This is a genomic window from Rariglobus hedericola (assembly GCF_007559335.1).
Taxonomy (GTDB): Bacteria; Verrucomicrobiota; Verrucomicrobiia; order Opitutales; family Opitutaceae; genus Rariglobus; species Rariglobus hedericola.
This window is the reverse complement of the sequence record NZ_VMBG01000005.1, coordinates 41,537-62,143: the sequence shown is the minus strand read 5'-3', so window position 1 is coordinate 62,143 and position 20,607 is coordinate 41,537. Positions and strand designations below refer to the sequence as shown.

The window sequence follows — 20,607 nt, the reverse complement described above, 5'->3', positions numbered from 1 at the left end:
TTCCGGTCTTGATCTTTATGCCTGTAATATAATCGGCGGCTACAATCTTCCGTTCGGTGCTAGTCTGCATCAGGGGCATCGCGCGCTCGCTCAGCGGATAAATACTGTATTTTTTTGGTTCGATGAACGATACGAACTTATGGTCGGTGAACTGAATTTCGTGTAGCGCCGTTTGGCCGAATGCAGACGAGACAAAAAGCAGCGAGAAAATGACCAGCAGGGGTTTCATAATTTTTGGCTAACGTTTGAGGTCAGACACGAATCGCGCTGGCGCGGAATGTGCGGCTCGGAGCACATTCCGTGACAGTGCGGTTCGTTGTCTGTAGTGACTGGTTCGGCTCAGTTTTCATTTCTGATTAACGACCAAATGCCGTATAAATACTCCAAATAATCAATGCGTGTGCAGCCAAAAGCAGTAAGGCGGTAAATCCAAACATACCGGCCCGTGAGCAACAGTCGCCTGTCATGTAAAATCGAGAATTCGGCCTAAATAATGAAACTGGAAGAAGTATCCAGAGTAGTGCGTATCCGAGCCAGAATAGACCTCCGCCGATATAGTCGAGCGGGCGCCCGTGAATGCCCCAGTGAACCCAAAGAGGTCCGCTAAGCGCGCCTAAAATATAACCAATAAGACAAAGGCTTAATGACAGCCATCCATATGCCTTGGTGGATATTTTGTTTAGGCTAGTCGCGAGCATGGCTTATTTTTTTGCCGAACGTTTGAGGTCAGACACGAATCGCGCTGGCGCGGAATGTGCGGCTCGGAGCACATTCCGTGACAGTGCGGTTCGTTGTCTGTAGTGACTGGTTCGGCTCAGTTTTCATTTCTGATTAACGACCAAATGCCGTATAAATACTCCAAATAATCAATGCGTGTGCAGCCAAAAGCAGTAAGGCGGTAAATCCAAACATACCGGCCCGTGAGCAACAGTCGCCTGTCATGTAAAATCGAGAATTCGGCCTAAATAATGAAACTGGAAGAAGTATCCAGAGTAGTGCGTATCCGAGCCAGAATAGACCTCCGCCGATATAGTCGAGCGGGCGCCCGTGAATGCCCCAGTGAACCCAAAGAGGTCCGCTAAGCGCGCCTAAAATATAACCAATAAGACAAAGGCTTAATGACAGCCATCCATATGCCTTGGTGGATATTTTGTTTAGGCTAGTCGCGAGCATGGCTTATTTTTTTGCCGAACGCTTTAGATCAGACATGACCTTCGCTGGCGCGACGGGTGCGAAGCAGCCGGCGTGACAGCGAAGGTCATTGTCTGTAACGACTGGTTGGGCTCCGTCGTTTTCATTTTAGATTCTGGAGTATCCATGGCCGAAACTCACGTTTCGCTCTGCAGGAACTCTCGGGTGCTCCTTTTCCGAATTTCGAATCGAATTGGAACCCAAGCCAGCCAATAGATACATCATCGGAGCGTCGCTCATTTCCGTAATCGATATTTATACGAACAAGTCCATTCGAGAGCCGCTCATAATTTCCGATACTAGGAATGAATTCGATCTTCTTATCTTTTTCATTCACCTGAGCTACATTTCCGTCTTGGAGAACAATATATCCACGTGATCCGTTAAGATAAGAAAAGAGCCAGCAATAATAGTGACCCTCGACGGGCGGACGGGCCAGACCAATGGCCAGAAGTAAAATTGCTACGAAGCATATGAAGGCGGTTTTTTTCATATTTTTGCCCAACGATTCAGATCAGACACGACACGCACTGGCGCGACGGGTGCGAAGCAGCCGGCGTGACAGTGCGGGTCGTTGTCTGTAACGCCTGGTTCGGCGGTATGGTTTTATTTAGTAAACTCGAGTGATTCATCCGCATGTGAATGTCTGCGATTTCTGGAATAACTATCCAAATGCTGAAAATAATAAGTCCAATCCCGGTCCATCGATATACTGCTTTTCCGTCTTTTTTGAAGCCGTAGTAACACCCGAAAATTCCGAGTGCGAATACTGCGATGCCTGTAATCAGAGAAAGCATTTCTTTGCCGAACGTTGTTTAGGCGGAAAAAAGTGAGCTTTTGCAGGGCTTAAGCCTGCAAAGACAGAGAAAAGGGAATTGGTTTTTGGGCATACTATTTGCTTTTTGGCGGTATGAAAACAAATCAATCGGCAGAGGAGGCAAAAACACACACGGCAAAGGGAGATTTAAAGCCGAAGGATGCGGTGCGGCGGATTTTGGAGGCTGCCGGGGCTGAGGTGTCAGACAAAGAGGCGTTTTGGCTCGGGCACCACATGGAGCGTTTTGTGAATCATACGCGAAAGCATGGCGAGCTTTTAGAATTCCCTGTGGCTGTAGAAGCTTACCTTTCGTTCTTCATGCAGTCGAAGCCTGCGGATTGGCAGGTGGATCAGTTAAAGCAGGCATTGATTTTGTTTGGTCGAGGGACGGAACGGTGGCGTTGGGTGAAAGCAACGGACGGAGAACCGATGACGGAATACGGAGGGCAGAAATCGAATCCGATGGCGGGGCCCGGGGGCTGGGTATTGCGGTATCGGGTGAAGGCGAGCGGGGTGAACGGGACTTTGGTGTCGGCTCAAGGGGAGGTGTCGCCGAAGGGTGCGCCGGTGGAGTTGGAGGCGTGGATCGACGGACTGCGGCGGGCGATCCGGGTGAATCATTATTCAATCCGCACGGAGCAGACGTATATCGAGCATCTGAGGAGGTTTTTACTTTATACGGGGCCGGTGTCGGCGGAGGAACTGGGCGAAAAGCAGGTGCAGCGTTATCTGGAGTATCTGGCGCTGACGCGGCGAGTGGCGGCGAGTTCGCAGAACCAGGCATTTTCGGCGCTGTTGTTTTTCTTCAAGCGGGTGTTGGTGAGGCCGCTGGGTGACATGGAGGAGACGGCGCGGGCGCGGAGAGGCAAAAAGTTGCCAGAGGTGCTTGGGAAGGAGGAGGTGCGGAAATTCCTGGCGCTGACGGAGGGAACGGGCGGGTTGATGGCCGCGTAAAAGGCTTCGCCCACGCGGTTTAATTCCTGCTGCTTGCGCCTATGCTTTATGTTTATGTGCTCCAGTCGGAATCAGATGGTGGTTTGTATATCGGTTATTCCGCTAATTTGCGGCGGCGGTTGGCGGAACATAAGTCGGGAATGGCATTTTCTACGTCTTATAGAGGTCCTTGGGCTTTGATTTATTACGAAGCTTATACATGTGAGACCGATGCAAAGGGACGAGAGGAGTTTTTGAAAAGCGGCGCAGGTCGCCGTTTGCTGCAAAAACAGTGTCGGGCCCATTTTGTGGAGAAGCCGTTCCGGGTGTCCGAAGAATTGGCGTAAGAAGTTTTCGCTACACTCGGTTAACTGGAGCCGCGTGAGGCGCAGCCTTTTTACGCGGGAGAATGGCGTAGATATCCGGACCGTGCAGGATTTGCTGGGACACGAGAGTGTTGAGACGACCCAGAAATATCTGCATGTGATGCAGAAGCCGGGGCTCGGCGTGAGGAGTCCGTTGGACGTGTGACGGAAGGCGGGCGTGGGCGGCACCGCCAGATGAAGTTTGAAGATGAAGTTTAAGAAGGGGCGGACGGAGGACGAAAGACAGAGGACGGATGGTGTAGGACGGAGGACTGAATACGGAATACAGAGGACGGAGCGGGCGACGGAGGGCGGAGGCGGAAGTTTTAGAGTCTAGAGTTGAGCGGAGGACGGTCCGGAATACGGGGGCTAGCCTCGCCCCTACATTTCGGAGGGGGATCAGTCCAATTTAGCGGCCGACGGCACGCGAGATCTGGACGTCGAGGTTGTGACGGTAGACCTGCATTTGGTAACTTTCGCTGGGTTTCCAAGCCGGAGCCAGGGGCGGGGCACTGTAGGTCGGGGCGCTGTAACTTGAACCCGAGGAGCGTGTGGAACTCGCTCTGTAGGTGGACGGGTATTGACTGGCGTAGCGGGCGTCTTGTTCGCGTTGACGAGCCAGGGCCGCAGCCAGGTCGGCGGCGGCTTTTTTGTCCGCGATCATCTGGGCTTCGAACTGGCCGACGGTGAGGCCTCGTTTGAATGCATTCATGGCGGGCCCGTAGTTTTCGCTGCCGGCGGGATAGGCGAGGAGGAAGCTCAACGCGGTCTCGACTTCCTGAACTTTGCCGGCGTCTTGGGCGATGGTGAAGGCCTTCGAGAATTGATTGAGGTAGCCGAGGACGGTGGGGCCGTAAACTTCGCGCAGGATCGCCGCATCGGGATCGCCGGCCCCCCAGACCAAACCGTTGAGGCTGCCGACTTCGACGGGGAATTTCGCCATGCGCGGCGCCAGCGGGGTGGCGATCTGGCGGGTGTTTTGCGCGGTCGTAGAGCCCGTTAACTTACCGGCCTCGGCGATCTGTCTCACGTAAACGCGGGTGATTCCTTCACGTTCGCCAGCGGTGCGGGCGGCGTCGAAGCGTTGGGTGAATTGCAACGCGGCGCGCGCCCACAAATCCTCGCGCGTGCGCCGGGCCACGATCTCGCGGAGGCCCGAGAGGGATTTCGCGGGGACTTTGTCATTGCGGACGATGCCACGCGGTTCGACGCGTTCTTTGCCGGCCATGGTGGTTTCCGCCAGGTCGAGCTGGGCACCGGGCATTACCACGAAGGCGGTGTGGACGTGGGAACTCCAGTTGTAGAAATTACCGCGGCTGACGAAGACCCAGGTGCCTTCGTCAAGGTGAAGGGCGGTTTTGGGCGTCATGTCGGAGTAGATCGATCCACCGGGGCCGGGCACCTCGTCAACCAGCGCAGTGACGGCGCGCAGACTGGATGCGCCCGGGCCTCTAAAAACAAAGACGTTGGAGAAGCCGCGGGAGACACCGATCTCCGAACCCGTGCCGGTGATCGTAATGCCCGGGGGCATGATGAGCGGGCTGCGGAGTCGATGTTTGCCCGGCGCGAGGGCGAGCACGGAGCCGGGAGCCGAAGTGTCCAAGGCAGCTTGCAGTTCGTCCAAGGTGGCGAACGTGGCGGTGGGCGCGGTTCCCGGTGCGGCCAGCACCCAGAGTTCGGCCGTGTTGGGCGCGGGGAGGGCGATGACGGCTTTGGCGGCTTTTTCCACGGGGCCGACGATGCGGGTGTTTTGCAGCGACCAGCCGGCGGGCAACGTGGCGGGCCAGGTTGAGTTGTTGATCGCGACCACGTTTTTCAGGCTTGAACGCGCGCCGGGTTGCGTGGCCCACGGGAGCTTGCCCGTCAGGCTGACGTCGCTCACGTCCAGCGAGCCGGTGGTGTGCACCGTAATCGCGCCGGTGTGTTTCAACTGCCCTCGGTTGATGTTTAACCGGCCGCTGACCTCGGCTTGGAAAATGGAAATATCGACATCGTTCAAAATCATGACCGAGTCCGGGGTTTGCAGGATATACGATATCGCGCCTGAAGCGTTATTCAGACGAGCGACGCCGGGCAGTTGAAGCGCCACGCTATTCAGGCGCAGATTGGAGCCGTCGAGAATAAGCGAGCCCGCGAATTTCTGCTTGGAGATCATTTCATCTAACCGTTTGAACGTTCCGCTCAACGCGAGATCGCGGAATTCCCAGAGGCGAGTGGGTGGCGTTTTTTTCTTAGGGTTGCGGTTCCACCGGGCGGTTTTCTCGTTTTTGGTGAACGCGAAGTCAGGAGCCTTCGTGCTGGTGAACTTCGCGGCTGAGTCGGTGATGCCGCGAAGGCGCAAGGGGCGCTCCATCGGCCAGGCGCCCAAGTCGAGCGGTCCGGTGAGGGCGACTTCCTGGCCGGGGGCGGAACCAAAGCCGGTTTTGTCGGCCGCAGTTGCTTTGGGATCGGGGAAAAACGAATCGCCGCGACGTAGCGATGGGGCTGGTGATTCACCGCGATCCAGCATGGCCTGACGTTGGGCGATCACGCGGAAAACCAGCGGCAGCGAGGTATCACGGGCGGCGTCGGCGAGGAGCGTGGTGGTTTTTTCGGAGGGGCCGGCTTTGCGTGCGATCAGGGCGGACAACCATTTGGAGGCGGGCTCTTCCGGCGTGCCGCGCACGCGTTGCGAGTAGTCGGTAGGACTGAGGCGACCGGCGAGCAGTTCGGCGTGTGCGGTGGCGGAGGAGATGCCGGGAAGCGCGTTGGGCCCGGCGTTGGCGCCGAGCAGGTGGGTTTGATACACCGACCAGAGCTCGGTGCCGGCGGGTTTCTGCGGCGTGACGAGGAGTTCGTTGGCGGATGATAGAGCGCTTTTCTTTTTGTCGACTGGCGCGTTGGAGAGTTCGGCGAGAATCGATGCGACGAGTTTTCCGGTGGCGCTATCAAGGGAGACTTCCAGCAAGGGCAGGGAACTTTGCGCCACGGCGAGTCGGTCGCAGGCGATGGCCGCGAACGTTCGGAAAAGGTGGGCCTCGATATCGGTCGGGTCGTTAGCGATGCGGTTGTCTGCAAGGGAGAAAAGTAGATCCCAAGAACCGGCGCTGGTGGCGGTGGCGAACGCGGCGCTGGTGTTCAGCGTTTCGATGGAATCGAGGCGCCACCAATGCTGAAGGGCGATCGACGCGGAATTTTCGTCACGCGCCTGCGAGGCCCATTGCCAGCGCAACATCCAGCCGGCGGCGTGGGCGGGATTGGCGGTGAGGGCGTGGTCCAATTGTTCGAAAGCGCGGGCGGGATCGGCGGATTGCCACGAGGCGGCGGCGCTCGCGACCTCGGCGTCAACCTGCGCGGCAAGCGTCTCCAAACTGACCAGCAACGCTTGGGTGTCCGGTTCGAGTTCGCGATCAAGGCCGGTTTCCGGGCCGACCCACTCTCGGACGAAGGCGCGGGCGCCGGAGAACAGGGCTTCGTTGAGATTCTTGAGCTCGAGCGCGGTGGCGTGGCGGCGGCGCAAGGTGGCGGAGGACTTATCACCGGCGAGTAACGCAGCGTCGGTCGCGACGAGCACGTCTGCGGGAGTTTTGGCCGCGTCGAGCAACGCACGGGCTTCGGATTTGGCGCGTTGCTCGCGTGCGAACACTACATCGCCTGCCGTGAAAAAAAGCAGATTTTCGCCGATGGAAAGCGCGTTGTCCTTGTTCGTTTCGTCGATCATCGCGGCGAGTTCGGCTTTCAGGTTTTTGATGATGGGCGCATCCGCAGGCTGGGCGGTTTCACGGGCGTCGAGTTGTTGAACGAGAAACTGGCAGAGATCATCGAATCGTTTGAGGTTGGTGTAAACCGGACCGAGCGCGTTGTAAGGTCCGCGGACGTCAGCCTCCCACTTGGTCCAGGTATCCGTTGGCACCGACAGGTTGTAATCGGCTTCCTCGCGAAGCGCCCTGAAGTTGTCGGCGAGCGCAGTCAAGGTCTGGGTTTGCTTCGTGTAGTCTTTGATGAAGGTCGCGTGACGGGTTTTGGCGGTCTGGAGAAACTCCTTCACGAATTTGAGTAAGTCAGGCGGGACTTTGCGCTCAACTTTGGAGGTGGTTTCCACGGCGGCACTGGCTTCGATCGCGGTCAGCAGTTCGCCGGCGAAGCCGGTTCTTTTGCCGCTGACGAGAGCGAGATCCTCGCGGTTTCTTTCCACGAATCTAACGAGATCAAACTTGGAAATCTCGGCGGTGCGAAGGAGCACCTGATGGGCAAGGGCGTTTCGTAATTCGGCTGATTCCGGATGGGCGGCCAGCTGCTTTTTGAGGTGGTTCGCGGCGGCATCGGTGCTGCCGGCCGCGGTGAGCCAGCGAGCGAGTTCGATCTGCGCGGAAAGGGGGGCATCGGGTGCGGAGGCCTTGGCGGCGGCGCGACTCAGCAACCGATCCCAGACGGCTGCTTCGTTGAACCGGATGAACGCATCCCAGCGGGCGCGGCGGGCGATTTGGGTGATGTTGTCGGCCTTGTCGGCGGACGGGTTTTTGAGGAGCTCTGAGTAGGCGGCCCAAGAGGCGGCGGGCTCCTCGACGGCGGTGTGAGCCTGCGCTTTCAGAGCGAGCAAGGCGCGGCGTTGCGCGGGCGTGAGAGCGGGCTCGGCGGATGCGGAGAGGCCTTTACGGGCGGAGCCGATGGCGGCGGCGGGGGCTCCGAGACGCACGTAGAGCTCGGCCTCGAAAAGTCGGGCGACGGGGTCGTTGGGCTTGGCGTCGGTCCAGTTGCGCAGGGCGAGCCAGGCGGTTTCCAAGTCATCCTTGGCGAGCGCGGCTTCGAGCTGGGTTTGGAACTCCGCGATGTTGGCGGACGGCGAAGTGGCGGCGGCGGTCGCAGGTGCGCAGACACCGGTGGCAACAGCGGCAACGAAAACGATGCTCGCGACAAAACGGATGCCGGAAAGAAAGCGAAACGACATGGCTGCGGATTCAGCCGGTGGCCGATGCGCGATGCAACTCTCTGGTTCTTGGCGGCTGTTGGCTCAGCCTTGGGCGAGTTCTTCGGCGCGGGCTTTGGCGGCTTGCACGGTCTCGGCGATGATCGCACGGAAGTTGTGGGCTTCGAGGCGTTTTAAGCCGGCGAAGGTCGTGCCGTTGGGCGAGGTGACCTGGTTGCGGAGCGTCTCGGGTTCGGTGCCGGTTTCGGCCATGAGGCGCGCGGAGCCGAGGAGGGTTTGCACGGCGAGCATTTGCGCGGTGTCGCGGTCGAGTCCGGCGGTGACGCCGGCTTCGCGGAGGGCGGCGGTGAACTCGAACACGAAGGCGGGGCCGCAGCCGCTGACGCCCATAAGGGCTTCGATCTGGTTCTCGGGGACTTCGACTTCCTTGCCGATGGCGCGGAGGAGGGTGAGCACGGTGGCGCGGTCGGTGTCGGATAAAGGATTCAACGAGCACCAGCCGGTCATGCCAGCGCCGATGGCGCTGGGGGTGTTGGGCATGGTGCGCACGATGTTGCGCGCGGAGGGGAAGGCGGCCGACAGGCGGGCGAGGGTCTTCGCGGCGAGGACGGAGATGACGAGCTTGCCGGCGGTGAGCGCGGAGATGAGTGGATCGACGCTGGCGAGATGCTGGGGCTTGAAGGCGATGACGACGATGTCGGCGGTCGAGAGGAGATCGGCGGGCGTAGTGGCGAGGCGGATACCGGTGCGACCGGCGAGTTTTTGCGCGCTGGCGCCGCCGCCACCGAGGCAGGAGATGTCAGCGGGAGTGCAGACGTTCTGGGCGAGCAGGCCGGTGACGATGGCGGCGGCCATGTTGCCGGCTCCGAGGAAGGCGATCTTGGGCATGGTGGGCGGATCAGGCGTCGAGACCCTTGCGGGTTTTTCGTTCGACGGGGTGGGTGATGACGGCGGAGGAGCCACCGCCTTCGCGGTCGTTGACGGTGATCTCGCCGCTGAGATTGCGCAGGGCGTGGCGGGCGACGGTGAGGCCCATGCCGACGCCGACGGTGTGCTTGGAGCTGATGAACGGCTCGAACATGCGATCACGGATATCCTCGTCGATACCGTGGCCGGCATCCTCGATGGTGATCTGAATCTGGCGGCCCTCGGAAGTTTCGGTGAGTGCGGTGCGCATCCAGATCGGTCGCTCGGTCGCGGCGGTTTCATCGTAGGCCTCCCAGGCGTTGATGAGGACTTTGACGAGGACGTCTTCGAAAATCTCGACGTGGGTGTCGATGGTCTGCTCGCCGAGGGGATTGTCGATGAGGACGGGCTGGGTGATTTTATTTTCCGACTGGTAGCGGGCGACGGCGCTCTCGAGGACCTCGTTGAGTTTGCAGCGAACGAGGGGCAGGCGGGATTTAACGACCAGCGAGCTGAGCTGCTTGATGATGGAGACGATGCGCTGCACGGCGTTCTCCACGCTCTCGGCGTTTTTTTTGACCTTCTCGGGCTTGTCGTAGCCGGACTTGATGAGGTCGAGGTAACCGAGGACCACACCAAGGAGGTTATTCAGATTGTGCGCGACGCCCTGAGTGACGGCGCCGATGGTGGCGGCGCGGCGGGCTTCCACGAGACGGCGCTGGAGGTCGAGCATCTCGCGGTTGATCTGGACGAAGCGGAGCTGCGTCTGGACGCGGGCGAGGGTTTCATCGAGGTCGATGGGCTTGGTGATGTAATCGACGGCGCCGACACCGAGGCCCTCGATTTTGCCCTCCTTCGACGTGCGGGCGGTGACGAAAATCACCGGTATGTGGCGCGAGGCTTCGTTGGCCTGAAGGCGCTGGCAGACCTCGATGCCGTCCATGTCGGGCATCATGACGTCGAGGAGGATCAGGTCGGGCTTCGTGTGCGCGACGGAATCAAGCGCCTCCTGGCCGTTGTAGGCGGTGAGAATCTCGATGCCCTCTTTCTCCAACTTCCGCTTCAGGAGTTGGACGTTGATGGGTTGGTCATCGACGACCAGGATTTTGTGGGCGGACATCTGGGGACGGACTTAGAGTGCGGAAACGAGAAGGAGCAAGACTCAGGCCGCGGATTGGCGGTGGGCCTTGACGGTGTTCTTCATCAGCATGGCCACGGTCATGGGGCCGACACCGCCGGGGACGGGGGTGATTTTGGAAGCGAGGGGCGACACGGTGGGGAAATGGACGTCGCCGGTGAGGCGGTATCCGGTTTTCTTGGACGGATCGGCGACGCGGTTGATACCGACATCGATGATGACGGCGCCGGGTTTGACCATGTCGGCGGTGACGAATTCGGCGCGGCCGATGGCGGCTATGAGGACGTCGGCCTGGCGGGTGATGGCGGCGACATCCTTGGTGCCGGAGTGGCAGATGGTGACGGTGCCGTTGGCGCCGGCTTTTTTCTGGAGGGCGAGGAGGGCGACGGGTTTGCCGACGATGAGGGAACGACCGAGGACAACGACGTGTTTGCCCTTCAAATCGGTGCCGGAGCGGGCGAGGAGCTCCATGATGCCGGCGGGGGTGCAGGCGACGAAGCCGGTGTCATCCTCTTGCGCGACCTTGCCGATGTTCAAGGTGTGGAAACCATCGACGTCCTTGTGCGCGGCGAGGCGGCGGAAGGCGGCGGGTTCGTCGAGGTGTTTAGGCAGCGGGGACTGGACGAGAATGCCGTCCACGGTCGGGTCGGCGTTGAGGTCGTCGATGAGCTTTTCAAGCTCGGCCTGCGTGGTGGTGGCGGGCGGGAGAATGATGCGGCTCTCGATGCCGATCTCGGCGGCGGTCTTCTCCTTTTTCTTCACGTAGGAGACGGAGGCGGGATCTTCGCCGACGCGCACGAGGGCGATACAAGGCTTGCGACCGGAGAGGGCGGAGACCTGGGATTTGAGTTCGGCGACGATGTCGGCCGCGATTTGGTTACCGTCGATCAGTTGCATGGAGGAAAGTTGAGGGATGAGAGCTGGGTGTTGAGAGCCGGAAACGGAAAGTCCAGAGCTGGTTTGGGCTCTGGACTCTCGCTCTGGACTGGCGGCTGGTTTTAATCAGCGCAGCTGGATGCTCTCGGCGACGACGACCATGTCCTTGGTGCCGGGGACAGCCTTGGCGGTGCCGTAAACGACGATGGTGCGGTCGATGTATTTGTTAATCTGCACGGTCGCGAGGAGCTTGCTCACATCAATGTAGGCATAACGGGCGCCGGCATCGTCGTTGAGCTGGAAATCATACGGACGGCGGGGGCGCAGGGGGCTGTAGGTGGAGGCGAGCTGGCCTTGGAAAAGGCGGGGGAGGGAACTCGAGGCACCATCGCCGGCGGGAGCGGCGCGGCCGATCGCGGTGACGGGAGGCTGAGAGGGAGCGGCGGTGTCTTTGATCTGAGCTGCGGCAACGCTGGTGGTCGTGACGGCGACGGGAGCGGCGACGGTCTTGGCGGAGGGCGTCTTGATGTAGCCGGTCACGGTCTTGGTGAGGCGGAACTTGGTCCACTTGCCGCGGTAGTCGGTGATCTCGGAGACGTCGTCTTTATCGGCGAGGGCTAGCACGGGGGCGTCGGTCTTGGCTTCGAGTAAGTAGGGCGCGCCGGCGCGGACCTCGAGGGCCTTGGTGACATCCTTGTTGGCAGCGTAGACATCATGCGGTCCGGAGAGCGTGACGGCGGTCCAGCCGGAAGGGGCGGAGATGGCGTTCGAAACGGAGGGTTCGGTGCCGGCCTTCAGCGAGGCGATGGCGGGCGTGGAGGCGTCGGGCTTGGCGTAAACCGGAGTGGTTTCAGCGAGGGGCGCGGCGTGGAGGGCGGCGACACCCAGAACGAGGGCGGCGAAGAGGGTGGAATTAAGCTTCATTTTTTTTGACTGAACGTTTGGCGAGGGCGACAGCGAGGGGATGCGCGCCGGGATCTTTGAAGAGGGAATTAATTTCTTTGGTAGAAAGTTGTTTCATCGCCCGCAAAGGAATTCCTTTCAGCGGGAAGGAGCCGATCTGGTAACGGCGGAGGCGTTTCACGTCGTAACCGAGCTTCCCGAAGAGGACGCGGATCTCGCGTTTTTTGCCGTGGTGCATGGAGACGTCCATGCTCTCGGACTCTTCGTTTTTCCCGGCGTTGACGAGGGTGGCGGTCTCGACCTTCAAGTGTTCGCCATCGACGGTGATGCCGCGCACGAGCTGGGAAATACGGGACTTGGGGAACGGTTTCTTGAGGGCGACGAAGTAGCGCTTAACAACGACGTTGCGCGGGTGCATCAGGCGGTTGGCCAGATCGCCGTCGGTGGTGAGGATGAGCAGTCCTTCGCTTTCCTTGTCGAGACGGCCGGCGCAGAAAAAGCGAAACTTGGAGAACTCGCGGGGAATCAGATCGAAGACCGTCTGCGGGTTGAATGGATCATCGTTCGAGCACACGAGGCCGCGGGGTTTGTGCATGGCCAGCGTCATCTTGGGCTGGGGCGCGACGTTCTTGATGCTCTTGCCGCTGACCGTGACCTTATCGAGGCCCGGAGTGACCTTCTGGCCGGGGATGGCCTTGACGGCGTTGACCCATACTTCGCCCTCGCGGATGAGCACCTCGGCATCGCGACGCGAGCAGATGCCGGTTTCGGCAAGGTATTTTTGCAGACGGATAGGCTCGGATTCGCTCATGAACAGCAAAGTTGGCTGCAAAGCGCAGGCCGATGCAAGCCCGCGTGCCATGCATCGCAACTAAGGGCTTGCGGGGGAGGGGGGGCTCTCCCTCAATTCTTGAATTTATGTCAGCTCCCGTCGCCACTTCCGCATTCTCGAAAGACAATCCGTTCCCGGCCAAAGTGACCGAGAACCGCCTGCTCAACAAGCCGGGTTCCGCCAAGGAGACGCGCCACTTCATCGTCAGCCTCGGTGACAGCGGCCTCTCTTACAAAGCCGGCGACTCCCTCGGCGTGTTCCCCTCCAACCGTCCGGTTGAGGTGGCCGAAATCTTGGAGAAGCTCGGTGCCAGTGGCGACGAGCTCGTCTCGCCCGCGATGCTGAAACTGCCCGCGCCGATCAGCCTGCACGAAGCGCTTTCGCACAAGCTCGCCCTCGGCAGCCCGACCGCGAAGATCATCAACACCCTGTTCGCGAAGGCCACCGATCCTTCCGACAAAGCCGCTCTCGGCGAACTCGTCACTCCCGAGGCCAAGGAAAAACTCGCCGGCTACCTCGATGAACGCGAATACATCGACATCCTCAGCGAGTATCCGAACACCAAGCTCACCCCGCAGGAATTTGTTGATCACCTGCGCAAGCTGATGCCCCGTCTTTACTCGATCGCTTCCTCCTCGAAGCCCTTCCCGAACGAGATCCACCTGACGGTGGCGGTCGTTCGCTACACCACCAACCACCGCGAACGCCATGGCGTGTGCTCGACGTTCCTCGCCGACCGCGTGCGCGTGAACGAGACGCCCGCCCCGGTGTTTGTTTCCAACTCCCACTTCGGTCCGCCGGAAGACATCACCAAGGACGCCATCATGGTCGGTCCTGGAACCGGTATCGCTCCGTTCCGCGCGTTCGTGCAGGATCGCGTGGCTTCCGGTGCCACTGGTCGTAACTGGGTGTTCTTCGGCGACCAGAAGAGCCACACCGACTACCTCTACCAAGAGGAGTGGGAGAAGTATGTCGCCGACGGCAAGGTCACCCATCTCGACCTCGCCTGGTCGCGCGACCAGATCCTCAAGGTTTACGTGCAGGACAAGATGCGCGAAAAGGGCGCCGAGCTCTGGAGCTGGATCAGCGGCGGCGGTTACTTCTTCGTCTGCGGTGACGCCAAGCGCATGGCCAAGGACGTCGATGTCGCCCTCCATGATGTGATCGTGCAACACGGCGCGATGACCACCGAGCAGGCCATCGAATACGTGAAGCAGATGAAGAAGGACAAGCGCTACCAGCGCGACGTGTATTGAGTGCTGAAAAGTAGCGAGTAGCGGGTAGTGGGTAGCGAGCATTACGCTGCGCTGCACTATCCGCCGCTTGCTGCTTCAGGTTGTTCTACTCACTACCCACTACTCGCTACTTCTTTTCCCCAACCATGACCTTCACCAATCGCACCGCTATCGTCACCGGAGCCGGCCGCGGCATCGGCAAAGCCATCGCCGAAACCCTCGCCGCCAAGGGCGTCACTGTCATCTGCGTTTCCAAGTCCGCTGAATCCTGCGGCGCCGTGGCTGCGTCCATCGTCGCCTCCGGTGGCAAGGCCGTTGCCCGCGCCGTGGACGTTTCCGACGGTCCGGCGGTCATCAAAGCCTCCGAAGAACTCATCAAGGAATTCGGCAAAATCGACATCCTTGTGAACAACGCCGGCATCACCCGTGACGGCCTGCTCGCGCGCATGTCCGACGACGACTGGAACTCCGTTATCCAGACCAACCTCACGAGCTGCTTCCATTGGACCAAAGCCATCGGCTGGCCCATGTGCCGCAATCGCTGGGGACGCATCGTCAATATTTCGTCGGTCACCGGTATCATGGGTAACGCCGGTCAGGCCAACTACGGCGCCGCCAAGGCCGGTATGATCGGCTTCACCAAGTCGATCGCCAAGGAGTTCGCCAAGCGCGGGGTGACCGCCAATGTGGTCGCTCCGGGCTTCATCAAGACCGACATGACCGCCGAGCTGAGCGAGGAAGTGCAGAAGGGCGCCACCGCGCTGATCCCGATGCAACGCTTCGGCGAAGCCGCTGAAATCGCCCACGCCGTCGCTTTTCTTGCCTCCGAAGAATCCTCCTATGTCACCGGCCAAGTTTTTGCCGTTGACGGCGGTATGGCAATGTGACCCCTTTCAACCTTCAAGTAATACTATCATGGCCGACCAAAAAACCATCGAACAACGCGTCAAAGAGATCATCGTTAACCAGCTTAACGTTAACGAAGAGCAGATCACGCCCCAGGCTTCCTTTCTGGACGATCTCGGCGCTGATTCCCTCGACACCGTCGAGCTGATCATGGCCTTCGAAGAAGAGTTCAAGGACGAGATCAAGGGCGAAATCCCCGAGTCCGACGCCGAGAAGCTCACCACCGTCGGTCAGGTTGTGGAATACATCACCGCCAAAGCCGGTAAGTAAGCGACATTCTCTTTCGGCGTTCTACCGAGCCTCTTGCGAGACTTCCTGGTAGAACGCCTTTTTTGTTTTTAGACCCCAACGTTTAGCTCAATTTTTCATGGAAAATCTCCCTGCCTCCCAGCGCGTTGTCGTCACCGGTCTTGGTGCCATTCACGGACTAGGCCATGATGTGGATTCGTTTTGGGCCAGCCTGCTGGCCGGCAAGCCAGGCATCGACCGCGTCACCCTCTTCGATCCGACCAATTTCGCCAGCCAAGTCGGCGCCGAGGTCCGAAACTGGAATGCGGAAGACCACATGGATCCCAAGGAGGCGCGTCGCAACGACCGCTACACGCACTTCGGCTTCTGCGCCGCCAAGCAGGCGTTCAAGGACTCCGGCCTCGATATGTCGCAGGAAGACCCTGATCGCGTGGGCGTGGTCATCGGTTCCGGCATCGGCGGCATGTATACCTACGAGGCGCAGCTCAAGAAGCTGTTCGACGGCGGTCCGCGCAAAGTTTCGCCGTTCACCATCCCCGCGCTGATCGGCAACATCTGCTCCGGCATGTTTGCGATCGAGATCGGCGCACGCGGTCCGAACTTTGGCTTGGTCTCGGCCTGTGCCACCGGCACGCACGCCATCGGCGAATCCATGCACATGATCAAGCGCGGCGATGCCGACGTGATGATCGCGGGCGGCACCGAGGCGACCATCACGCCGTTCGCCTATGCCAGCTTCTGCTCCATGCGCGCCATGAGCACTCGCAACGACGATCCCGCCACATCAAGCCGTCCGTTCTCGCTCGGCCGCGATGGTTTCGTGATGGGCGAGGGCTCGGGTATTCTCGTGCTCGAGTCCCTTGAGCACGCGCAAAAGCGCGGTGCCCGCATCTATGCCGAAGTCACCGGTTATGCGGCGACGGCCGATGCGCATCACATCACCATGCCGGATCCCGAGGGCAAGGGACTCGGCATGGCCATGACCCGCGCGCTCCGCGCCTCGGGCATCACGCCCGACCAGGTGGACTACATCAACGCCCACGGCACCAGCACGCCCTACAACGACAAGTTCGAGACGCTCGCCATCAAGCGCGTGTTCGGCGAACGCGCGAAGTCGGTGGCGATCAGCTCCACCAAGTCGATGACTGGCCATCTCCTCGGTGCAGCCGGCGGCATCGAAAGCGTGATCAGCGTGAAGACGATTCAGACGGGCAATATCGCGCCAACGATCAACCTTCATGAGCCCGATCCGGAGTGCGATCTGGACTACGTTCCGAATGTCGCGCGCCAGGCCAAGGTGAAGGTCGTCATGAGCAACAACCTCGGCTTCGGCGGACAAAACGCCGCCGTGGTGTTTAAGGCGATCTGATCGAGGAGGACGGACCGGGAGGTCCGTCCTCCTTTTCTGCCTTTCATCAATAAAAAGACCCGGGCTTTTCGGCCCGGGTCTTTTTTTGTATCCGTTGAACGGATGCGGCTTACTTGAGGATCATTTCCTTCACCGTCTTACCGGCGGGGATCATCGGCAGCACGTGTTCCGTGTAAGGCACGATGACGTCGAGGAGGAAGGGGCCGTCGTGGTCGAGCATCTCCTGGATGGCTTCCTTGAGTTCGCTCTTTTTGATGACGCGACGACCCTTCACGCCGAAGCCTTCGGCGATCTTCACGAAATCGGGATACAGGCCGCCGGGGTTGTCGGGGCTGCCGATGTTGTCGGCGTGGCCGAGGATGGTGTTGCCGCGGATCGAGCCGTAGAAACGGTCTTCCCACTGCACGACCATGCCGAGGTGCTGGTTATTCAGGATCATCGCCTTGGCGGCGATTTTCTCCACCGCGGCGGTGGCGAGCTCCTGGATGTTCATCATGAACGAACCGTCGCCATCGATGTCGATGACCTGCTTGTCGGGGCAGGCGACCTTCGCGCCGAGAGCGGCGGGATAGCCGTAGCCCATCGCGCCGAGACCCAGCGAGCTGATGTAGCGGCGGGGCTCGTCAAACTGATAGAATTGCGCGGCCCACATCTGGTGCTGGCCCACGCCGGTGGCGATGATGGCTTCACCCTTGGTGAGTTCGTAGAGCGTCTTGATCGCTTCCTGCGGGAGGATGTGCTTGTGGTCTTCGAAGCTGAACGGGTAGTCGCGTTTCCATGCGTTGATCTGGGTGATCCAAGCCTTGGTGTCGGGCGCGGTGAACTTGGCCGCCGCGATCAGTTCGTTGAGACGCACGAGGGCGTGCTTCACGTCGCTCACGATCGGGAGCTGCACGCGCTTGTTCTTGTTGTGCTCGGAGGGGTCGATGTCGATGTGGACGATCGTGGCGTTGGACGCGAACTTCGAGGTGTCGCCGGTGATGCGGTCGTCGAAACGGGCGCCGAGGCAGAGCACGAGATCGCTTTGATCAACCGCCCAGTTGCCGTAGGCCGAGCCGTGCATGCCGAACCAGCGCATGGAGAGCGGGTGGGACTCGGGGAACGCACCGATACCCATCAACGTCGTGGCGACGGGGATGTTAGTCTTCTCGGCGAAGGTCTTCAGGTCGGCAAACGCTTCGGCGGAGATCAAGCCGCCGCCGGCGTAGATGACGGGCTTCTTGGCCGCGGAGACCAGATCGAGCACGCGTTTGAGCTCGTCGTCGGTGGCCTGCGGGAGGGAGCCGAGCGTCGGGTTGGCGAAGGAAATGGTGGCCGGGAAAACCGGCGTGAGCTTGGTCTGCTGCACGTCCTTCGGGATATCGATCACCACGGGACCGGGACGGCCGGTGCGGGCGAGATAAAAGGCTTCTTTGATGACGCGCGGCAGATCGGCGGCGTTGAGCACGAGGTAGCTGTGCTTCACGATGGGCAGCGTCATGCCGAAGAAATCGGTCTCCTGAAACGCGCTCTTGCCGATGAATTTGGTGAACACCTGGCCGGTGATGGCGACCATCGGGGTCGAGTCCATGTAGGCATCGGCGATCGCGGAAATAAGATTGGTGGCGCCGGGGCCGCTCGTGGCCATGCACACGCCGACCTTGCCGGTGGCGCGGGCGTAGCCCTCGGCCGCGAAGGAGCCGCCCTGCTCGTGGCGGGGGAGAATCACGCGAACTTTATCACTGCGGGCGAAGGCTTGGTGAAGCTCTTGGGAAGCACCGCCGGGATAGGCGAAAATCACGTCAACGCCTTCACGGGAAAGCGACTCTACGACCACGTCAGCACCGTTCATGGCGCGGCCAATTTCGGGTTGGGGAAACGACGTGGGGGAGGTGGACGATTTCATAGGCATTTAACGTGATGACGTAAGGGTGAGAGAAAACCCGTCCGGCCCTAGGCTGGCAAGAGTGGAAAACGCGGGGACATTTGAGGTTGGTTTGGCGGGTCTGCTGTGCACTTTGGGCGCCGTGCTTAAAATTCTGTTCATTGGCGACATCGTCGGTAAGCCCGGCCGCGAGATTCTGACCGAGCGTCTGGCGCGTCTCCGCACCGAGTTGAAGGCGGATGTCGTCATCGCCAACGGCGAGAATGTAGCGGCGGGCAATGGCATCACGGCCACGCTGGCGAAGACGCTGCTCGGCAGCGGTATCGATGCCATCACGCTGGGCGATCACGTGTGGGATCAACGCGGCTGGGATGACGAGATCGATGATTTTCCGACCGTGTGCCGGCCGGCCAATCTGCCTGAATCCTGCCCCGGCGCCGATCATGTGATCCTCGATATCAAAGGGTTTAAACTCGCGGTGTTCACCGTGCTCGGCCGCACGTTTATGGGCATGAAAGCGGAGTGTCCGTTCCTCTGCGCCGAGGCGATGTTCAAGAAACTCGAAGGCAAGGCCGACGGCGTTTTCGTGGAAGTTCACGCCGAGGCCACCAGTGAAAAAATCGCGCTCGGCTGGCATCTCGACGGACGCGCCATCGCGGTGCTCGGCACGCACACGCATGTGCCCACAGCGGATGCGAGCGTGTTGCCGAAAGGCACGGCGTTCATGTGCGATGTCGGCATGACCGGCCCCTATGCCTCCGTGCTCGGTCGCGAAGTGGCGCCGGTGATCTCACGCTTTCTCGATGGCATGCCCAAACGCTTCGAAGTGGCCGAGGGCGACGTGCGCATCTCGGGTGCGTTGGTCGACTACGATGAGGTGGCCAAGCGCGCGACCGAAGTGCGCTTGATCACCGTGCGACGCGGAGGCGGACGTTAACGGGCGAAGAAACCTGAAGGCTGAAACTTGAAACCTGAAAAGTCAGAACTTCAGGCCTCAGGTTTCAAAGTTTCAGGTTTTCGCGTCAGTTGTGCACCACGCCGGCTTCTTCGTAGATGCCGAGGCGGCGGTAACGCTCGTAGCGCGCATCGAGGAGCGCATCGCCCTTGAGGCCGCGCAGGTCGTTGAGATGCTTGTGTAACGCGTAGCGCAACGTGGCGGCGGCCTTGGCGTAGTCGTTGTGCGCGCCACCAAATGGCTCCGCGATGACTTCGTCGACCACGCCGAGTTTTTCCAGCTGGTCGGCGTTGAGCTTGAGGGCTTCGGCGGCCTTCGGGGCGGCGGCCGGATCTTTCCAGAGGATCGCCGCGCAACCTTCGGGCGAGATGACGGAGTAGTAGCTGTTTTCGAAAATGAGCACGCGGTCGGTCACGCCGATGCCGAGGGCGCCGCCCGAGCCGCCTTCGCCGACGACGATGGAGATCGAGGGAACGCGGAGCATGGCCATCTCGCGGAGGTTGGTCGCGATGGCTTCGGAGACGTGGCGCTCTTCGGAACCGAGGCCGGGATAGGCGCCGGGGGTGTCGATAAAGGTGATGACGGGCAGACCGAATTTCTCGGCCATTTTCATCAAGCGAAGGGCCTTCCGGTAGCCTTCGGGCTGGGGCATGCCGAAATTACGGGCGATCTTTTCCTTGGTTTCACGGCCCTTCTGCTGGGCGATGATCATGACGGCCTCACCATTGAAAAATGCGGTGCCGCCGATGAGGGCGCGGTCGTCGTTGAACTGGCGGTCGCCGTGCAACTCGACGAAACCTTCGCAAAGGAGGTTCACGTAATCGAGGGCGTAGGGACGCTTGGGATGACGGGCGATCTGGACCTTCTGCCACGGGGTGAGACTGGAATAAATCTCACGCTGGGTTGCGGCGATCTTGCGTTCGATGCCGGCGATTTCGCTGGCCAGGTCGAGGTTGTTCTCGAGGGATTGCTGGCTGAGCTGCTCAAGCTGGGCGCTCAGATCGCGCAGGGGCTTCTCGAACTCGAGTGTGTAAGCGGGTTTTTCCATGTGAAGCGGGGAAGGCTAGGGCGACGGCTTGGCGTGTGTCAATTGGCGGCATTCCATTGCTTTTTGCGTCGAAATTGCAATCGACATTGTAATGTTGGACGCCTGCGCTATCTG

General features: G+C 60.3%; 18 protein-coding genes. 8 read left to right on the top strand and 10 right to left on the bottom strand.

The annotated features are described in order from the left end of the window. Together FPL22_RS17550 and FPL22_RS17545 are read right to left on the bottom strand one after the other, a co-directional pair. Positions 1–229 (bottom strand): hypothetical protein (locus FPL22_RS17550; protein ID WP_144354345.1); only part of this gene is annotated, 229 nt, incomplete at its 3' end. A gap of 1,065 nt (positions 230–1,294) precedes the next feature. Then, positions 1,295–1,684: a hypothetical protein gene (locus tag FPL22_RS17545; protein WP_144354344.1), complete on the bottom strand. Its 390-nt coding sequence runs from the start codon at positions 1,682–1,684 to the stop codon at positions 1,295–1,297. A gap of 417 nt (positions 1,685–2,101) precedes the next feature. Here FPL22_RS17545 and FPL22_RS17540 point away from each other — a divergent pair, with 417 nt between their 5' ends. Genes FPL22_RS17540 through FPL22_RS18220 form a run of 3 tightly spaced genes read left to right on the top strand, consistent with a single transcriptional unit; the run spans position 2,102 to position 3,472 of the window. Beyond that, complete coding sequence (locus FPL22_RS17540) at positions 2,102–2,962, top strand: site-specific integrase (RefSeq protein ID WP_144354343.1); 861 nt, start codon at positions 2,102–2,104, stop codon at positions 2,960–2,962. 41 nt (positions 2,963–3,003) lie between these two features. Continuing rightward, a complete protein-coding gene (locus tag FPL22_RS18225) occupies positions 3,004–3,288 on the top strand; it encodes a GIY-YIG nuclease family protein (RefSeq protein WP_144354342.1) in 285 nt (94 codons plus the stop codon). After that, positions 3,248–3,472 carry a tyrosine-type recombinase/integrase gene (locus FPL22_RS18220; RefSeq protein WP_415663389.1) on the top strand — a complete coding sequence of 75 codons (225 nt, stop codon included), beginning with the start codon at positions 3,248–3,250 and terminating at the stop codon, positions 3,470–3,472. The genes FPL22_RS18225 and FPL22_RS18220 overlap by 41 nt, the downstream gene beginning before the upstream one ends. A gap of 243 nt (positions 3,473–3,715) precedes the next feature. Here the strand turns inward: FPL22_RS18220 and FPL22_RS17525 are convergent, their stop codons facing one another. From FPL22_RS17525 to FPL22_RS17500, 6 genes are all read right to left on the bottom strand, one after another. Continuing rightward, complete coding sequence (locus FPL22_RS17525) at positions 3,716–8,233, bottom strand: hypothetical protein (RefSeq protein ID WP_144354341.1); 4,518 nt, start codon at positions 8,231–8,233, stop codon at positions 3,716–3,718. A 63-nt stretch (positions 8,234–8,296) separates the two neighbouring features. Next, on the bottom strand, positions 8,297–9,100 hold the full coding sequence (gene proC, locus FPL22_RS17520) for a pyrroline-5-carboxylate reductase (protein ID WP_144354340.1): 804 nt from the start codon (positions 9,098–9,100) through the stop codon (positions 8,297–8,299). Positions 9,101–9,110: 10 nt separating this feature from the next. Beyond that, the gene (locus FPL22_RS17515) at positions 9,111–10,238 is read right to left on the bottom strand and encodes a hybrid sensor histidine kinase/response regulator (RefSeq protein WP_144354339.1); all 1,128 of its coding nucleotides are present in this window, start codon (positions 10,236–10,238) and stop codon (positions 9,111–9,113) included. A 42-nt stretch (positions 10,239–10,280) separates the two neighbouring features. Continuing rightward, entirely contained in the window at positions 10,281–11,153 is an 873-nt protein-coding gene (folD, locus tag FPL22_RS17510; RefSeq protein ID WP_144354338.1) for a bifunctional methylenetetrahydrofolate dehydrogenase/methenyltetrahydrofolate cyclohydrolase FolD, read from the bottom strand. A 105-nt stretch (positions 11,154–11,258) separates the two neighbouring features. Beyond that, positions 11,259–12,056, bottom strand: a complete 798-nt coding sequence (locus FPL22_RS17505) for a hypothetical protein (RefSeq protein WP_144354337.1) — start codon at positions 12,054–12,056, stop codon at positions 11,259–11,261. Beyond that, on the bottom strand, positions 12,046–12,846 hold the full coding sequence (locus tag FPL22_RS17500) for a pseudouridine synthase (protein WP_144354336.1): 801 nt from the start codon (positions 12,844–12,846) through the stop codon (positions 12,046–12,048). Before FPL22_RS17500 ends, FPL22_RS17505 begins: the two co-directional genes overlap by 11 nt. Positions 12,847–12,953: 107 nt before the next feature. Here FPL22_RS17500 and FPL22_RS17495 point away from each other — a divergent pair, with 107 nt between their 5' ends. The 4 genes from FPL22_RS17495 to fabF all read left to right on the top strand — a co-directional run bounded on the left by FPL22_RS17495 (position 12,954) and on the right by fabF (position 16,626). Next, a complete protein-coding gene (locus tag FPL22_RS17495; protein WP_144354335.1) occupies positions 12,954–14,123 on the top strand; it encodes a sulfite reductase subunit alpha in 1,170 nt (389 codons plus the stop codon). 125 nt (positions 14,124–14,248) lie between these two features. Further along, the gene (fabG, locus tag FPL22_RS17490; protein ID WP_144354334.1) at positions 14,249–14,989 is read left to right on the top strand and encodes a 3-oxoacyl-[acyl-carrier-protein] reductase; all 741 of its coding nucleotides are present in this window, start codon (positions 14,249–14,251) and stop codon (positions 14,987–14,989) included. A gap of 28 nt (positions 14,990–15,017) precedes the next feature. Further along, positions 15,018–15,278: an acyl carrier protein gene (gene acpP / locus FPL22_RS17485; protein WP_144354333.1), complete on the top strand. Its 261-nt coding sequence runs from the start codon at positions 15,018–15,020 to the stop codon at positions 15,276–15,278. A gap of 97 nt (positions 15,279–15,375) precedes the next feature. Then, positions 15,376–16,626: a beta-ketoacyl-ACP synthase II gene (gene fabF, locus FPL22_RS17480; RefSeq protein WP_144354332.1), complete on the top strand. Its 1,251-nt coding sequence runs from the start codon at positions 15,376–15,378 to the stop codon at positions 16,624–16,626. 109 nt (positions 16,627–16,735) lie between these two features. Here fabF and ilvB read toward each other — a convergent pair whose 3' ends face one another. After that, on the bottom strand, positions 16,736–18,511 hold the full coding sequence (ilvB, locus tag FPL22_RS17475) for a biosynthetic-type acetolactate synthase large subunit (protein ID WP_144354331.1): 1,776 nt from the start codon (positions 18,509–18,511) through the stop codon (positions 16,736–16,738). Positions 18,512–18,632: 121 nt separating this feature from the next. Between ilvB and FPL22_RS17470 the strand changes: the two genes are divergently transcribed. Next, positions 18,633–19,427 (top strand): TIGR00282 family metallophosphoesterase, encoded by a 795-nt coding sequence (locus FPL22_RS17470; RefSeq protein WP_144354330.1) that lies wholly within the window; start codon positions 18,633–18,635, stop codon positions 19,425–19,427. 85 nt (positions 19,428–19,512) lie between these two features. Here the strand turns inward: FPL22_RS17470 and FPL22_RS17465 are convergent, their stop codons facing one another. Further along, positions 19,513–20,493 (bottom strand): acetyl-CoA carboxylase carboxyltransferase subunit alpha, encoded by a 981-nt coding sequence (locus FPL22_RS17465; RefSeq protein ID WP_144354329.1) that lies wholly within the window; start codon positions 20,491–20,493, stop codon positions 19,513–19,515. Positions 20,494–20,607: the final 114 nt, after the last annotated feature.

Coding starts and splice junctions, on each gene's coding strand:
- FPL22_RS17525 (WP_144354341.1), bottom strand. CDS start 8,233: ATGTCGTTTCGCTTTCTTTCCGGCATCCGTTTTGTCGCGAGCATCGTT.
- ilvB (WP_144354331.1), bottom strand. CDS start 18,511: ATGAAATCGTCCACCTCCCCCACGTCGTTTCCCCAACCCGAAATTGGC.
- FPL22_RS17545 (WP_144354344.1), bottom strand. CDS start 1,684: ATGAAAAAAACCGCCTTCATATGCTTCGTAGCAATTTTACTTCTGGCC.
- proC (WP_144354340.1), bottom strand. CDS start 9,100: ATGCCCAAGATCGCCTTCCTCGGAGCCGGCAACATGGCCGCCGCCATC.
- FPL22_RS18225 (WP_144354342.1), top strand. CDS start 3,004: ATGCTTTATGTTTATGTGCTCCAGTCGGAATCAGATGGTGGTTTGTAT.
- acpP (WP_144354333.1), top strand. CDS start 15,018: ATGGCCGACCAAAAAACCATCGAACAACGCGTCAAAGAGATCATCGTT.
- FPL22_RS17515 (WP_144354339.1), bottom strand. CDS start 10,238: ATGTCCGCCCACAAAATCCTGGTCGTCGATGACCAACCCATCAACGTC.
- FPL22_RS17495 (WP_144354335.1), top strand. CDS start 12,954: ATGTCAGCTCCCGTCGCCACTTCCGCATTCTCGAAAGACAATCCGTTC.
- fabG (WP_144354334.1), top strand. CDS start 14,249: ATGACCTTCACCAATCGCACCGCTATCGTCACCGGAGCCGGCCGCGGC.
- fabF (WP_144354332.1), top strand. CDS start 15,376: ATGGAAAATCTCCCTGCCTCCCAGCGCGTTGTCGTCACCGGTCTTGGT.
- FPL22_RS17500 (WP_144354336.1), bottom strand. CDS start 12,846: ATGAGCGAATCCGAGCCTATCCGTCTGCAAAAATACCTTGCCGAAACC.
- folD (WP_144354338.1), bottom strand. CDS start 11,153: ATGCAACTGATCGACGGTAACCAAATCGCGGCCGACATCGTCGCCGAA.
- FPL22_RS17465 (WP_144354329.1), bottom strand. CDS start 20,493: ATGGAAAAACCCGCTTACACACTCGAGTTCGAGAAGCCCCTGCGCGAT.
- FPL22_RS17540 (WP_144354343.1), top strand. CDS start 2,102: ATGAAAACAAATCAATCGGCAGAGGAGGCAAAAACACACACGGCAAAG.
- FPL22_RS17505 (WP_144354337.1), bottom strand. CDS start 12,056: ATGAAGCTTAATTCCACCCTCTTCGCCGCCCTCGTTCTGGGTGTCGCC.